Source organism: Buttiauxella cochleicola (assembly GCF_021282435.1).
Classification (GTDB): domain Bacteria; phylum Pseudomonadota; class Gammaproteobacteria; order Enterobacterales; family Enterobacteriaceae; genus Buttiauxella; species Buttiauxella massiliensis.
The window spans coordinates 251,850-267,115 of record NZ_JAJSOT010000003.1; the positions used below are offsets into that span (position 1 = coordinate 251,850).

Here is a 15,266-nt window from a genome sequence, read left to right on the forward strand (position 1 = left end):
AATTACGGTTCCAATAGTGTCACTGAGCGTAAGTTTTGAACCGGGCGCATAAATACGCCCGGTATAAACCAACTACATTACTTATTTACCAGTAAATTCAGCCAGATTGCTCTGATCAACACCTACATAAGGGATACGAACGATTTTGTCTTCGATTTTCCACTTAGTGCCATCAGCGGCAGGCTTACCAGCGGCCAGGTTTTTAGCCAGGTCGAAGGTTGCTTTTGCCTGGTTGTTAGCATCGTTCAGAACGGTACCGGCCATTGCGCCAGATTTAACCAGTGCCAGCGCTTCTGGCAGGGCATCCACACCAAATACTGGAATAGAAGATTTGTTGTGCGCTTTCAGCGCTTCAACTGCACCCATTGCCATCGCATCGTTGTTGGCAATAACCACTTCGATTTTGTTAGCGTTCGGGCCAGACAACCATGCGTCCATCTTATCTTTCGCCTGAGCGGTGTCCCACATTGCAGTATCTAACTGCAGCTGTTGGGTTTTCAGACCTTTATTGTTCAACTCTTTGATAACGTAGGTCGTACGCGCTTCAGCATCCGGGTGACCTGGTTCGCCTTTCAGCAGTACGAACTGAACCTGACCATCTTTGTTAAGATCCCACGCCGGGTTAGCCGCCCAGTGTTTTGCAATCAGGTCGCCCTGAATGATGCCTGATTCTTTAGAGTCAGTACCGACGTAGTAAGCTTTGTCGTAGCTATCCAGCGCTTTGCGAGAAGGTTCTTTGTTGTAGAACACGATTGGAATGTTCTGGCCGCGCGCTTTTTCGATAACGGTGCCAGCAGCAGCCGGGTCAACCAGGTTGATTGCCAGTGCTTTCACGCCTTTTGCCAACAGTACGTCAATCTGATCGTTCTGCTTGGACTGGTCATTCTGTGAGTCGTTCATCAGCAGTTCTACGTCTGGCGAAGCTTTTGCGTCTTTCTCAATCGCTTTGCGAACCACTGACATAAAGTTATCGTCGTATTTGTAAATGGTCACGCCAATACGGGTATCAGCTGCATGAGCGGCTGCACCAAACAACATACAAGACATAACGGCGGACAGGGTCAAAACCTTCTTATTCATGGTATCTCCGGTTTTTTTGCAGGGTAGTTCTTAGGGGTATTCAGGCAGGCAGCGTTGTTACAAAAACGTTACTGAATGCCGAAAATTTTTCTGTTCTAAAAAACTCTTCCGTGTTCAATAACATTCCATAACAGCTTTTATTGGTAGTTTTTTGCCGAATACCTATAAGTAAACTGATTAGTCACCGTTACATATAGTTTCAGCTGATAAGACGCTGACATCATAGTCATCGCATTGTTAATTAACTGTGAATTTACTCACAAATTGAAACCGGTTACATAAAAGACTTTTTTCAGAGAGTGATCGGTGCCGCAATTTGCCGTGGAGCAACAGAATGGCGACGAACTAAAGTCGGCATAAAACAGTGTGTTGCACCATTATCGAGCGTTCCTGCCGCCCCTTGTAACGCCAGTTCGGTCGCCAGGCGTGCCATTGAAACAATGGGGTAACGCACCGTTGTAAGTTGTGGATCGGTGTAACGCGCTATCGGAATGTCATCAAAACCAATCACTGAGACATGATGTGGCACGACAATGCCATTATCTTTCAACGCAGTTAACGCACCTGCTGCCATGCTGTCGTTATAGGCAAATACCGCACTGAGTTGCAGATTGCGGCCTAACAACTCGACCATTGCCGCTTCACCACCCTGCATATCGGGTGATCCCACGCCCACCCAGCTTTCGGGCGGTACAATCCCCTGCTCACTCATGCCACGCAGCCATCCTTCGCGCCGCTGCGCATTGTCTTCAATGGCATGGCTCGATGCCAGATATCCGATGCGCTGATGACCTTGATTAAACAGCATTCTTGTCGCCATCAAAGCGCCACTGACATTATCAAGCCCGACACATCGATGCTCGTACCCCGGCACTATGCGGTTAACCAGCACCATGCCTGGAATGTGATCGAGGAACTCGGCCAGCTCTTTATCACAAAGAGCTTTAGCATGAACAATCAATGCGTTACAGCGTTGTCGAATCAATACCTCAATGGCATGACGCTCTTTTTCTTCCTGATGGTAGCTGTTGCCAATGAGCACATATTTGTTGTGCTCCTGCGCCACGACATCCACCGCTTTGACCAGTGCGCCAAAAAATGGATCGGACACATCCATCACCACTACACCGATTGTATCGCTGACCTGCGTTGCCAGAGCCTGGGCGTTCGCATTCGGGCGATAGCCCAATTGCGCCACCGCCTGCATCACACTTTCACGGGTATCAGCGCTGACCAGCGCACTGTTATTGAGTACACGGGATACCGTCGCCACGGAGACGCCGGCGATTCGGGCAACGTCACGAATGGTGATCATATTTATCACCTGGCGAAGGAAGAATTAGTCTCATGAATGCACCCTGTATATGGCAAGGTGGCTATTCTGGCAGCGACTTGGGAATGACTACGTGAGGATGATCACATCAATGAAAACGGTTACATACATATCGTTAACGTTTGTGATGTATATCATTATCTTGCCGGATGCTTCAGTGATACCCCCGCAGCACGTGCGGTTAGTTGTCTCCAGAGCCACTCAACAGGCCCCTGACGGAAGTAACGCAGCCAGAGCATAGAGAATAAGATATTGATTACCCATACAAAAGGCACAATTGCCAACAGGCTAAGGCGGTCAAACTTCATGAACCAGCCCATGCGGAAGAAGAAGGTGGTGCAAATCACTGTCTGTAGTAAATAGTTCGACAATGCCATTCGCCCGACATGCGCTATCGCATTCACCAGGCGCAAGCGCGACAACTGCGGCCAGTAGCCAAATGCGAGTGCGGCATAGCCAATAGTTTGAAACGGGGCACTCAGTTCACGCGGCGCTTGCAGCAAGAAAGCACACCAGCGATACATCCAGCCAAGGTGCCACTGGGCATAAATCGCAGGAATATTAATTAGCAACCCAACCACAATCAGCCACACGCCAATGCGGCGATAATGATGCAGACTAAATTCCCCTCGCAGCCAGCCACTGCGCATTAATGACGCGCCAATCAGCATCATCCCCGCCAGTTGCCAACCGTATTGCGCACCCAAAGCTACAAGGTTTGATGAGAGCAAATCGATGCGATTGCTAATGGCCTCCGTCCCGCCGTTAAGCTTCCACCACTGTTCGTACTGCAAATTTGCGGCATCGGGGATCCATGAGCGGTTCGGTGCATCGCCGGAAATAAAACCCAGCAACAACAGCACGCCAATACCGGTGAGATACAAGATAACGCCCGTATTAAACAATGAGCGATTACCCGGTGCATCACGAATCAGACGCCAGCACACCAACCCTACTAAACCGTAGGCCAGCAAAATATCGCCATCCCAAAGGAAAATAGCGTGCATAAAACCGAGCAGAACTAATAACGTCAGACGTGACTGAATCCAGCGTTTGCCGCGATGTAACAACATCTGCAAGCCCGCGCCAAATAACAGAGCAAATAAGGTGAGGAATTTTACCTGAGCAAAGAGATCTAAAATTGCCCACGTCCAGGCATCGTGAGCTGTAGCAGAACCGGACCAGGCTGGATTGAGGTACGCAGCCTTCGGCAAACCGAAGGCCACGATATTAAGCAGCAGGATGCCGAGAATAGCGACGCCACGGACAAAATCCAGCGTAACGTTTCTACTCATACACCCTACCTAATTAATGTTAGTTATGACGCACTGCACGCAGGAATTCCTGGCGTGTATTCTGGCTGGATTTAAACAATCCACCCAAAGACGTGGTTGTCGTCGCACTAGTCGCATCCTGCACGCCACGCGCTTTAACACAATAATGGACTGCATCAATAGATACCGCCACATTGTTGGTGCCAAGCAAGGTTTGCAGTGCAATCAGGATTTGCTGGGTTAAGCGTTCCTGAACCTGCGGGCGCTGCGCAAAGAATTGCACAATGCGGTTAATTTTTGACAGGCCAATCACGGTATCTTTCGGCAGATAAGAGACTGTCGCTTTACCGTCGATAGTCACGAAATGGTGTTCACAGGTGCTGGTGAGCGTAATGTTGCGCACCGTCACCATCTCATCAACCTTCATCTTATTCTCAATGACGGTGATTTTTGGGAAGTTGGCATAATCAAGGCCGGAGAAAATCTCATCGACATACATTTTAGCGATGCGATGCGGGGTTTCCATCAAGCTATCGTCGCTGAGATCAAGATTCAGCAACTGCATGATTTCCGTCATATGCCCGGCAATCTCGCGTTTGCGGGTTTCGTTATCGAGCTCACGCAATTGTGGGCGCAGTGGCGTTTCCAGGCCGCGTGCAAGCAATGCTTCATGAACCAATGCGGCTTCTGGACTTAGTGATGGCATGTTGTTTTCTCCTGCAGGTGTGACTGACCTCGGCCCTACATGGGGCAAAGTGTGTGCTCATTGTGCGTGAGCGCGGTCGCATAATCCAGTAGTGCGAACGATAATTATTGAAATCGTCAATACCTTTACTCTTTACGCCAGACGAGGCCGCCGCCAATCAATAATGCCAGACCGGCTACGTATAACGCAGGCTCAAGTTGCCCGGTAAGCGAAGTCGATAATGCTGACAGCATCGGCCCCACTAGTTGCCCCATGGCATAACCGGTAGTGAGTAATCCTGCCATGTAACGGGTATGCTTTGGCGCCAGTTCGCGCCCATATTGCAACGATAATTGCACCGCACATAAGAAGCCACCACCCACCAACAACGAGCCTAAAACCAGCCCGACCATGCCGGGAATCATATCTGAGGCGAATACACCAAGTGCTTGCAACCAGAGAACCAGCGCCAGGCGTTGATGGCTTTGTAACAAATGCCGCGCGGCAATGCCGAGCAAAATACCGCAAACCGCCGCACCGCCAAATATCGGCCAGACAAACTGCGCAAACGCACTGCCAGGAAAACGTGCGCTCGCCATCTGCGATAAAAATGTGGCGGGCAGAATATATCCAAATCCTGCCAGGCTGTAACTCCACACCAGACGTTTGAGTTGTGGCGTTAATATTAGCGGCTCTGGCGCGGTTTCCGGGCGATGCAGCTCCCCTTTGCGTGGCAAGTTTCGGGCAATTAACGCAATAAACAGCAGCGCCAAAGCACCATAAACCAGCCAGGCATGGCTTGCTGATAACCCATAACTGTGGATTGCCACCGCCATCAAACCACTGATAAATATTCCAGCACCTGGACCTGCGAACACCGCAGCACTTAATCCTGGTTTACCTAAATGCGCCAGTTGCTCATTGCTCCAGGCCGCAATTAACACCATCGCCCAGCCGCTGGCGCAACCAATCAGAAAACGAATCAACGCATGCCACAGGGCTAAATCCACGGTAGCAGAAAGCAGCGTCAGTATGACCGCTCCCCAGACACCAGCATGCAAACGCAACTCTACTCGCCGATGGGCTCGCATGGCATCCCATGCGCCAGCCAGATAACCGAGGTAGTTAATCGCTGCTACCAAACCCGCACTGGTTAAGGTAAGTTGCCCTTCAGTTATCATTAATGGGACTTGTGGTGTGAATGCAAATCGGCCAATGCCCATTGCAACCACCAACACCAGAAACCCAGTCAACGCGATACGTGCCGCCACTATCACCCCAAATGTTGCGATTTCGTTGCCAGTATGATGCCGCATGGCTAGACTGGGGAGAAGTGAAAGTTATTCATTGATATTGAATATATTTGAGGAACCTCTGGATGGAACTGCTTGAAGAACACCGATGCTTTGAAGGCTGGCAGCAGCGCTGGCGCCATGATTCCGCGGTACTGAAATGCCCAATGACGTTCAGTATTTTTCTGCCAACGCCACGTACGACTCCCCCACCGGTGCTCTATTGGCTCTCCGGTTTGACCTGTAATGACGAAAACTTCACCACCAAAGCGGGCGCGCAACGAGTCGCTTCTGAGCTGGGAATTGTGTTGGTAATGCCTGATACCAGCCCACGCGGTGAAAATGTGCCGAATAATGAAAGCTACGATCTTGGTCAGGGTGCAAGCTTCTATCTGAACGCTACCGAACAGCCGTGGGCCGACCATTTCCGCATGTATGACTACATTAATGATGAGCTGCCAGCGTTGATTGCTGATAACTTCAGCATCAGTGAAAAAGCCTCTATTTTCGGGCACTCTATGGGTGGCCACGGTGCGCTAAGCATCGCATTGAAAAACCCTGGTCGATATTGCTCCGTTTCGGCCTTTGCGCCGATCGTGAACCCAACGCGCGTGCCGTGGGGCCAAAAAGCCTTTAATGCTTATTTAGGTGCAAACGAAGAGAAATGGCGCGAATGGGATAGCTGCTGCTTGTTGATGCAGGCTGATAGTTCCAATGCCATTCCTGTGCTTATCGATCAAGGTGATGCGGATCAGTTCCTTGCAGATCAACTGCAACCAGCGCAATTTGCTGAAGTAGCACGGCAGAAAAACTGGCCGCTAACGCTGCGAGTGCAGCCTGGTTACGATCATAGCTATTACTTTATTGCTTCGTTTATCGAGGACCATTTGCGGTTCCACGCGGAGCATTTGGCGTAACTCATTGCCCTCACCCCGAGGATGTTTCTTATACACAACTTTGAGGGGAGGTTCCTGCCTATACGGAGTAGATTCCGTTCACTAAAGGTTCAGTGATATCTGTACTCACCGAACCAGTGAACGTATCAAGGGTGCTACCGCAGCACCCTTGATAATCCCGGTTCCCGACGGCTCGACCCGGCCTTACAGTCAAAACGGAGGCGATTTATGCCGGACTCAAAGGTCAACGTCAAAAGCTAAGGTCAAAAGCCGAACCGGTTTTGACCTTGTTCCCGGTATAAATTGCCCCAGTGTTCCCCATAAGTCAGGGTTGAGCTGCCGGGAGCAGCGAAAGAGAGCGATCGCCGGGAGCGAGTCGCGAACGACCCTGAACGTTGGGGATAAGCTGGGGTTTACCGCGTAGCGGCAATTTAATGGCCGGGCGCCAGGATTGCCAAGGAGAGGGCGTTCTCTCCTTGGCTCGTTCACCGTTAACAACGGTTGCAGAGATAACCAGACGTTCGGGTGAACGGAAAAACATCTCATCTTATAGATCTCACCCTGACAAGGGGGTTAGGGTGAGGGCAAAAGCTCAAATCAGAACGTGTAATCCACTGCCATAAAGTAACGACGGCCATCTTCGTTGTAACTGTAATCGTCACGACTCAGATCTTTATCACCCAGGTTCATGACGCCCGCACGAAGTTTGATAGCTTTTGTCGCTTTCCATGCCGCACCTGTATTCCACACCACGTAGCCGCCAGGTGTTGGCGAGCCGTCGGTTGTTGCGCGTTGCTCACCGGTATAGTTTGCAGATACATAGAATGACCAATCATCCAATGGCGCCCAATCCACCGTACCGTTCGCGGTATGGAATGGTAGTGAGGCTAATGGTTTGTTGCCGCCACCGCTCAAATCTCGGCCATCGTTATAGGTATAGTTCAGAGTGAGTTTCCACTGCTCACTGAACGGCACTTTCAACTCAGTTTCAACACCACGAATACGCGCTTTGTTGACGTTGTAGTATTTGAAGATAGGGCGGCCCGCGCTGTCAAAACCAACAAAGTTTGGATATGACGGTGCCTGGCTGATGCTCGAAGTACGATTGATATCAATCATATCGTCGAGGTTGTTCTGGAAGGTAGTGATGCTGCCTGAAACCCCGTCCAGCAAACCTTCATCACCCGCGTAGTACAAACCTAACTCGAAGCTTTCGCTGGTTTCAGGTTTCAGATCTGGGCTGCCGACAATCTTACAAGAGCCGCGACAAGAGTTGCTGGTCCAGTCCGGGCTAAGTTGCAGTAACGATGGCGCTTTAAATGCCGTCGCCCAGCCACCTTTCATGGTGATGGTATCTGTCGCGCTGTATACGAGGTATGCGCGTGGGCTCCAGTGGTCGCCGTAGGTTTCGTGGTCGTCCATACGCACGCCGGTAGTCAGCGCCAGCGGTTCAAAAATCCGCCACTCATCTTCTAAGAACAGTGCGTACTGGCTGGCAGACGTTTCGGAACTGTTGCCACCCGTGAGATTTACCGGGTCTGACAGCTTATCGTGTCGCCATTCCCCACCGAAGGTCAGTAACTGGTTAATTTCACCCAATGGCAGAACCAGTTTGCCGTCCAGGCTGTTATTGCGCGAGGTGATTGGCGAGCTATTGCCTGGATTGAGGTTATCAATCTTATCGCCATAAAAACGCAGTTCGGTATTGCCGTAATCCCAACGTCCATTGTGGGAAATGGAGTAATCCTGGCGCTCCATGCGGTTTTTATTCAGCGAGTCCGAATCACGGTCCTGGCGGTCAAAACCATAACCAAAGCTCATGTCCTGATTTTCTGTTGGCGTCAGGGCAAATTCAGCGCTGCCGCTACGGGTGGTAAAACCTTCAATACGCGGCGTTTCACCTGTTGCGCTGGTGCTGGAAGTCTCTTGTTTATCTTTCTCACGCTTGCCGAGGTTGCCGTAAACTTTCACCCCAAGCAGGTCGTCGATAATTGGGCCACTGGCAAAGAAATTGCTGTTATAGGAATCACCGCGATCGCGTTTTTCCTGAATGGTGGTATCCGCCGTTACGGTGCCATGCCAGGCTTTGCCAACTTTGCGCGTAATAATGTTCACCACACCACCCAACGCATCCGAACCGTAGAGCGAAGACATAGGCCCGCGCACCACTTCGATACGCTCGATGGCATCAACCGGAATCCAGTTAAGGTCAAAATCATTGTGGCGGAATACCGCATTGCGCGAGTTCACCCGCTTGCCATCCACCAGAATCAGCGTGTAGCTGCTACTCAGGCCTCGAATACTGACGCCCTGGCGGTTATCCCCTTCGTTGGTGAGCTGCACACCAGGAACTTCCTGCAACACATCTTTCAGGTTCTGGATCGGTTTCTTTTTCAGATCTTCTTGAGTGATAACGCTAATACTGGCAGGGGCATCTTTGAGATTTTGCTCGGTAGCAGAAGCAGTAACAACCATAGTGTCTTCACGTTCTTCGGCAAAAACCGGAAACGCAGCACTGATTATCGACGCACAAAGTCCTCCCCGGACGATGGGATTCAACCTTAACATTCCTTTCTCCATGAGGTGAATGGCAAACTAAACGATGGATTGCGCTCACATTCCTTACTGCGTTGCTGGCTACTTTGGCAAACAACTGCGCGCTGTACTCACCGACATCCAGCCGAGGTAAAGCGTGGCGACACCATAAATTAAACGAGAATGGTTATCAATCAAATTGTTAAAGTTTGTAATGTATCGAAAGGGGATAATGCGGAGGGATAATGTGAGAGGGGATAAAAAAGGGCGCGATAATCGCGCCCTTCAGAGTTACTTTTTAAAGGTTTCCGGGAAGGTCATTTCGCTATATTTCACGAAACGAGTACCTCTCGTAATCTTATAGCCCCACCAGATTGCCAGGAACAGCGGGATACCAATATAGGTAGCCGTTACGCCTGCCCAATCGATTTTATCGGCAAGGAACGCTTCGTAGTTCTGGCCAAGAGTAATAATCAGACACAGCACGAAGGCAAAGATTGGCCCCAGCGGGAAGAAGCCAGAAACATATGGCAAATCTTTAAGATCAAGCCCTTGCTTCACATAACCACGACGGAAACGGTAGTGGCTAATCGCAATACCCAACCAGGCGATAAAGCCGGTCATGCCTGATGTGTTCAAAAGCCACAGGTAAACTGTCTGGTTACCGAACATAGAAGTCAGGAAGCACAGACCCGCTACAACAGTGGTTGCGTACAGCGCGTTACGTGGCACACCGCCACGGGAGAGCTTAGAGAAAATACGTGGTGCTTTACCGTCGCAAGCCAGGGTGTACAGCATACGCGTTGACGCATACATCCCTGAGTTACCTGCAGACAGTACCGCAGTCAGAATAACGGCGTTCATTACCGCTGCTGCAGATAGCAGGCCAGCATGCTCGAATACCAGTGTGAACGGGCTAACGCCGATATCTTTAACATCGTTACGCAGCAGGCTCGGATCGGTATAAGGAATGATCAGGCTGATAATCAGAATCGCGAACACATAGAACAGCAGGATACGCCAGAACACCTGACGCACAGCGCGTGGAATGTTCTTGCCTGGGTCTTCAGATTCGCCCGCAGCAACACCAATCAACTCGGTACCCTGGAATGAGAATCCGACTATCATCGCGACACCAATCATTGCGGAGAACCCACCAGCAAACGGTGCATCACCAATTGCCCAGTTGCTCCAGCCAGCAGGTTGTGCGCCTTTAAAGATACCCAGGATCATCATTACGCCGACAATGATAAAGATGATAACCGTGGTCACTTTAATCAGTGAGAACCAGTATTCTGCTTCACCAAAGCCTTTAACGGAGATGTAGTTCAGCAAGAACATGATGCCGAGGAACAGTGCACTCCAGATCCAGCCAGGGGTGTCAGGGAACCAGTAGTTCATCACCAGTTGTGATGCGACCAGGTCAACGGCGATAGTTACCGCCCAGTTGTACCAGTAGTTCCAGCCCAGTGCGAAACCGAAGCCTTCTTCAACGTATTGTTGCCCGTAAGTAGCAAAAGAGCCCGAAACCGGCATATAAGCCGCAAGTTCACCCAGGCTTGTCATCAGGAAGTACACCATCAGACCAATCAGCATGTAGGAGAGCAACGCGCCGCCAGGGCCCGCTTGAGAAATGGTTGCACCAGAGGCAACAAATAGCCCAGTACCGATGGAACCGCCGATGGCGATCATCGTTAAGTGGCGCGCTTTTAACTCACGGCGTAAGCCAGGCGCTTGTGTTGTTTTATCTTGAGAAACCATAGAAAATTGTGGTCCGTCCAAAAAATGAGGCGAGATTGTAGCAAACCAGAGTGAGACTTATAGTAGAAATACGCTGTTATAAGAGAGCTTCATAATCGGCGGCGGATTATAAGTAACGCACTTATGACAGGGAGTCGGTGAGAGGTTTTTTTCGACATTTGAATGAGATGCGGGAGTCCCTTCCCCTGCAGGTAATAGCAGTTACTGCTATTTAAAATCGACCGTCATTAATTCGGGGATAGTGACATCACGTGTCGTTTCAACGCAGCGGCTGATGTAATCGACAAAACGCGGCGGCGGTGACATACCTAAATCCAGCAGTTTCTTATTTGAGAAACGCACATTCAGCATCGAAAACTCGCCATATAAACGCATGGCTCTGAGCATCAACCTTTCATTACACGGGCCGTAAATTGTTTTGAAACCCCTGCGTTCCTTTACCAGTTCACTGTAATCCACTTGCTGGTATGTAGAATAGATAGGTTTTTGATTGAGTGCCGCCGCCATCGCTTTATCTATATCGACAAACTGAGTACTACCTGTGTCACCCGCTGATATGTGATAAACCTTTTCGGTTAGCTTTGAGCGTTTTGTTAATAACAAAAGCGCCTCTGCGCAGTAATCCACAGGAATAACATCGATTTTATCTTCCATTGAACACATGAACTTCCCAAGCATCAGCACCATGCGGAATACCCAGAAAATGCTGCTGGATGGACGGCAACCCTCTTCACTGTGCCCTACCACAATTGAAGGGCGAGCAATAACTAAAGGCAGTTGCGGGCAATGTTCTACCATCAATTGCTCAATGGTGGATTTAGACCACGTATATTGAACCAAATGCTCCTCTTCAGGCTTGCGCGTCATGCTTTCAGTTACCAGCGTCCCCGCGTCCGGCACACATGACATCGCGGTTCCCACATGAACAAAGCGGACCAAACCCAATACATCCGCCATCCGTTTGACGAATTTAAGCGTACCCTCTACGTTCACTTTCCAGATAAGCGCATTATCACCAAATGAAGCAACAGCAGCGCAGTTGATCACGTGAGTTACAAAAGAGAGCCTGGCATCATCCAAAAAATCTTCTGAAGCCGCTAAATCACCGAGCAAGATATTTTCTTCATTAATTTTATTAAGTAAGGCTGCACTGCACCCAAACTTAGCAAGGTTATTTCTTATCCTCTCAACACCTTCTTTAGGTGAGTTCGCCCTTACTAATAACAAGTATGAGCTAATTGAAGAATCAGAAAGCGCTCGAGCTAATACAGCACCACCCAGAAAACCTGTGGCTCCGGTAATCAATAGATTGCTCATTTTAGAAACTCTGGATTTAAAAATGCCATACTAAGAGGCAATTTATAAACAGCGCATCAATAGAGAGAGCAACATAAAAGATGATTGGGTTTATTTTTTAACTCACTGTATTTACTTACCATTAAATAATGGTTGAATCATGTTCGTTTAAAAAAGGTATATTGATTTTACCCGCCGCAAATGCATTCCCACCGCAAAAACACAACACTCAATTAACTAATAAGCCATGATTTTCATTTATTAGTGAAATAAGCGATATAAAAAACCACTCGATATCATCGCCAAAAATGTACCAGTCAAAACAATGCATAAAGTTGGACGCACTTGAGGTGCAGCTAACCAGAAGGAATTCAACCCATTTTTAACGCGTGCCGACTGAATTGACTCAACGCATCCCATGACAAAGAACGTGGAGCTAATTAGCGTAAACCATGGGTTCACCTCGACTCCGCACAATGCCAGATACGCGTTAGAGAAGTGAAACTTTGCCAGTAACAATACTGCACAAACCCTGGGGAAAAAGTACCTGCCGATCAACAAGACTGTAGTACCAAAGGACGCGGCGATCATCACCCATTCCAGGGCGATGCCATGAAATGAATAGATTTGTACTATTAGATAGATAACGCCAATTATAATGGTTAAAGCCGCCGCGATATTTGCACAAAGTCGGTAAAAATTCAGATTGTCAGTGTAGCTGGCCAATGCGATGTTTTTCATATCCATTCAAAATAGTCTCTGGCATTTGCTTACAAGGGGATACATATAAAAACTTTATAAATCGGACTGAAGAATACGCAAAACCATAATTTTTGAATTGATTTTAAGCATATCTGCTTCTTTAATTCACTATCGCCGCAATTAATGGGTTACGCCTTACACGTTGCAGTACCGAAGAAACCGCTGTAATGCATTAGAAATATGTTTCTGACGATGGTGAATCCGGTACAAAGTGCGCACCAGACGCGGTAACGGTACTGGCACTTCCACCAAAGATCCTGTTTCCAGTTGTTCCGCAATCACCCTACGCGACAGGCAACTGATGCCAAGACCATGGCGCACCGCATGTTTAATTGCTTCCGAATTTCCCAATTCCATACCGAGATGAAATTGCGGCAAATGAGAAAGCAGCAAGTAGTCGACAATTTCACGTGTGCCAGAACCTTTTTCACGCAGGATCCACGACTGCTGTGCAAGAGTTTCCAGAGTGACCGGCTGCTGCAATAAAGGTGCGTCAGGTGGCGCAAATACGACGAGCTCATCTTCCAACCAGGGCTCGGTCACCAATTCGGTCATATGGCTCGGCCCTTCAATCAGACCAATATCAACCCGGAAGTCGGCAACCGCGTTAATCACATCCTGACTATTACCAACGCTCATCTCCAGCGGGAGATTTGGAAAATCGCGGCGATAATGAGCAATCATTTCCGGCAGAATGTAATTGCCTATAGTGCTGCTGGCATAAACGCGAATGGCACCGTTATCCTCTTTAAACAGTTGTTCGACTTCTATTGCCTGCTCAAGCAAACCCACCACGCGCGGATACAGCAAACGGCCATGTTCATTGACAACCAGGCGTTTGCCTACCCTATCGAACAATTGCACGCCTAACTGCCCTTCGAGATCGGACAGCGCTGCACTGACCGCAGACTGAGACAACGCCAGCATTTGCGAAGCCTGAGTAGTAGAGCCGCTTTTGAGGACTTCAGCGAAGACTTCAAGTTGCCGCAATGTGATATGCATAGTGGATACGCCTTAACACTTATTCAGATTGATTATAAATATATAATCAATTTTATTTTTAAGCCACCAGGACTTACTCTTTTGTCAATAAAGCCAAAGTAATTCGAGTTGTAGGAAGCCGGCAAGCGCGATAACCCCGATGAGCTTACGCCGGTAAGTGATTCGGGTGAGCGCGTGCAGCAAACGCATCTACGGCTTGAAGTATGACGGCTACACAAAGGAGAAGGTTATGGCTACGTTATCAATTCCCACTCATCGACATACATTGTGGCATTTCCTGCCAGGACTGCTGCTTGCAGGTGCAATTACTGCACTGGCGCTTTGGTTGGGGAATATTCCCTCCGTGGCAGGTCTGGGACTCGGTGCATTAACGCTCGCGATTCTATGCGGGATGGTGATTGGCAACACGCTTTACCCGAAAATCTGGCAACACTGTGATGGCGGTGTACTGTTTGCCAAACAACACCTGCTGCGTCTTGGGATCATTTTATATGGTTTTCGACTGACTTTTTCGCAGATTGCGGATGTCGGCGCCAGCGGCGTCATCATTGATGTTCTGACATTAAGCAGCACCTTCGCCCTCGCCTGCTGGCTGGGTCAGAAAGTGTTTGGCCTGGATAAACAAACCAGTTGGTTAATTGGTGCCGGTAGCAGTATTTGCGGTGCTGCGGCGATTCTGGCAACCGAGCCGGTTGTGAAAGCAGAGGCCAGCAAAGTAACCGTAGCAGTCGCAACAGTGGTGATTTTCGGTACGCTTGCGATCTTCATTTACCCAATGATTTATCCATATGTCACACAATGGTTCACACCGGAAGCCTTTGGTATCTACACCGGTTCAACCATGCATGAAGTTGCACAAGTAGTGGCTGCGGGGCACGCAATCAGCCCTGAAACTGAAAATGCGGCAGTAATCGCAAAAATGCTGCGCGTAATGATGCTGGCTCCATTCCTGATTTTCCTGGCAGCTCGCGTCAAACAACTGGCTCCGGCAGGCCAGGCGCAGAAAAGCAAAATCACCATTCCATGGTTTGCGGTGCTGTTTATTGTGGTTGCGATGTTTAACTCACTGCACTTACTGCCAGCCTGGGCGGTCAATGCGTTGATAACACTGGATACTTTCTTGCTAGCAATGGCGATGGCGGCTCTGGGTTTAACCACTCACTTTAGCGCGCTGAAAAAAGCCGGTGTACGCCCGCTGCTGATGGCTCTGGTGCTATTTATCTGGCTGATCGTTGGCGGTGGCGCAATTAACCTTGGTATCCATCACCTGATGGCATAAAGAGGTACGGAAAATTCCTGTCTAACCCGCTATCATTGTCCGTTTCCCGATAGCGGGTTTTGACAGGAGTA

12 protein-coding genes are annotated in these 15,266 nt (G+C 49.2%); 2 read left to right on the forward strand and 10 right to left on the reverse strand.

Translation table 11 applies throughout. The annotated features are described in order from the left end of the window. Positions 1-81: 81 nt before the first annotated feature. From mglB to LVQ77_RS10065, 5 genes are all read right to left on the reverse strand, one after another. Positions 82-1,080: a galactose/glucose ABC transporter substrate-binding protein MglB gene (mglB, locus tag LVQ77_RS10045; RefSeq protein ID WP_232866997.1), complete on the reverse strand. Its 999-nt coding sequence runs from the start codon at positions 1,078-1,080 to the stop codon at positions 82-84. A gap of 292 nt (positions 1,081-1,372) precedes the next feature. Beyond that, positions 1,373-2,395: an HTH-type transcriptional regulator GalS gene (galS, locus tag LVQ77_RS10050; RefSeq protein ID WP_064512461.1), complete on the reverse strand. Its 1,023-nt coding sequence runs from the start codon at positions 2,393-2,395 to the stop codon at positions 1,373-1,375. A 155-nt stretch (positions 2,396-2,550) separates the two neighbouring features. Further along, a complete protein-coding gene (gene yeiB, locus LVQ77_RS10055) occupies positions 2,551-3,708 on the reverse strand; it encodes a DUF418 domain-containing protein YeiB (protein WP_232904366.1) in 1,158 nt (385 codons plus the stop codon). A gap of 19 nt (positions 3,709-3,727) precedes the next feature. Next, positions 3,728-4,393, reverse strand: a complete 666-nt coding sequence (gene folE / locus LVQ77_RS10060) for a GTP cyclohydrolase I FolE (protein ID WP_232904367.1) — start codon at positions 4,391-4,393, stop codon at positions 3,728-3,730. Positions 4,394-4,518: 125 nt separating this feature from the next. Continuing rightward, positions 4,519-5,643 (reverse strand): YbfB/YjiJ family MFS transporter, encoded by a 1,125-nt coding sequence (locus tag LVQ77_RS10065; protein ID WP_232904438.1) that lies wholly within the window; start codon positions 5,641-5,643, stop codon positions 4,519-4,521. Positions 5,644-5,750: 107 nt separating this feature from the next. Between LVQ77_RS10065 and fghA the strand changes: the two genes are divergently transcribed. Further along, positions 5,751-6,581 (forward strand): S-formylglutathione hydrolase, encoded by an 831-nt coding sequence (gene fghA, locus LVQ77_RS10070; protein ID WP_232866991.1) that lies wholly within the window; start codon positions 5,751-5,753, stop codon positions 6,579-6,581. A 576-nt stretch (positions 6,582-7,157) separates the two neighbouring features. Here the strand turns inward: fghA and cirA are convergent. From cirA to yieE, 5 genes are all read right to left on the reverse strand, one after another. After that, positions 7,158-9,128: a catecholate siderophore receptor CirA gene (gene cirA / locus LVQ77_RS10075; RefSeq protein WP_232866988.1), complete on the reverse strand. Its 1,971-nt coding sequence runs from the start codon at positions 9,126-9,128 to the stop codon at positions 7,158-7,160. 258 nt (positions 9,129-9,386) lie between these two features. Beyond that, complete coding sequence (locus tag LVQ77_RS10080; protein ID WP_232866985.1) at positions 9,387-10,856, reverse strand: amino acid permease; 1,470 nt, start codon at positions 10,854-10,856, stop codon at positions 9,387-9,389. Between the two features lie 207 nt (positions 10,857-11,063). Beyond that, positions 11,064-12,173 carry an SDR family oxidoreductase gene (locus LVQ77_RS10085; protein WP_232904368.1) on the reverse strand — a complete coding sequence of 370 codons (1,110 nt, stop codon included), beginning with the start codon at positions 12,171-12,173 and terminating at the stop codon, positions 11,064-11,066. Positions 12,174-12,413: 240 nt separating this feature from the next. Then, the gene (locus LVQ77_RS10090; RefSeq protein WP_232866980.1) at positions 12,414-12,899 is read right to left on the reverse strand and encodes a hypothetical protein; all 486 of its coding nucleotides are present in this window, start codon (positions 12,897-12,899) and stop codon (positions 12,414-12,416) included. Positions 12,900-13,049: 150 nt separating this feature from the next. Further along, positions 13,050-13,916: a DNA-binding transcriptional regulator YeiE gene (gene yieE, locus LVQ77_RS10095; protein ID WP_232866977.1), complete on the reverse strand. Its 867-nt coding sequence runs from the start codon at positions 13,914-13,916 to the stop codon at positions 13,050-13,052. Between the two features lie 229 nt (positions 13,917-14,145). Between yieE and LVQ77_RS10100 the strand changes: the two genes are divergently transcribed. Continuing rightward, a complete protein-coding gene (locus LVQ77_RS10100; protein ID WP_232904369.1) occupies positions 14,146-15,195 on the forward strand; it encodes a YeiH family protein in 1,050 nt (349 codons plus the stop codon). The last annotated feature ends 71 nt before the right edge of the window (positions 15,196-15,266 follow it).

Coding starts and splice junctions, on each gene's coding strand:
- folE (WP_232904367.1), bottom strand. CDS start 4,393: ATGCCATCACTAAGTCCAGAAGCCGCATTGGTTCATGAAGCATTGCTT.
- yeiB (WP_232904366.1), bottom strand. CDS start 3,708: ATGAGTAGAAACGTTACGCTGGATTTTGTCCGTGGCGTCGCTATTCTC.
- cirA (WP_232866988.1), bottom strand. CDS start 9,128: ATGTTAAGGTTGAATCCCATCGTCCGGGGAGGACTTTGTGCGTCGATA.
- LVQ77_RS10100 (WP_232904369.1), top strand. CDS start 14,146: ATGGCTACGTTATCAATTCCCACTCATCGACATACATTGTGGCATTTC.
- mglB (WP_232866997.1), bottom strand. CDS start 1,080: ATGAATAAGAAGGTTTTGACCCTGTCCGCCGTTATGTCTTGTATGTTG.
- LVQ77_RS10085 (WP_232904368.1), bottom strand. CDS start 12,173: ATGAGCAATCTATTGATTACCGGAGCCACAGGTTTTCTGGGTGGTGCT.
- fghA (WP_232866991.1), top strand. CDS start 5,751: ATGGAACTGCTTGAAGAACACCGATGCTTTGAAGGCTGGCAGCAGCGC.
- LVQ77_RS10090 (WP_232866980.1), bottom strand. CDS start 12,899: ATGGATATGAAAAACATCGCATTGGCCAGCTACACTGACAATCTGAAT.
- yieE (WP_232866977.1), bottom strand. CDS start 13,916: ATGCATATCACATTGCGGCAACTTGAAGTCTTCGCTGAAGTCCTCAAA.
- LVQ77_RS10080 (WP_232866985.1), bottom strand. CDS start 10,856: ATGGTTTCTCAAGATAAAACAACACAAGCGCCTGGCTTACGCCGTGAG.
- galS (WP_064512461.1), bottom strand. CDS start 2,395: ATGATCACCATTCGTGACGTTGCCCGAATCGCCGGCGTCTCCGTGGCG.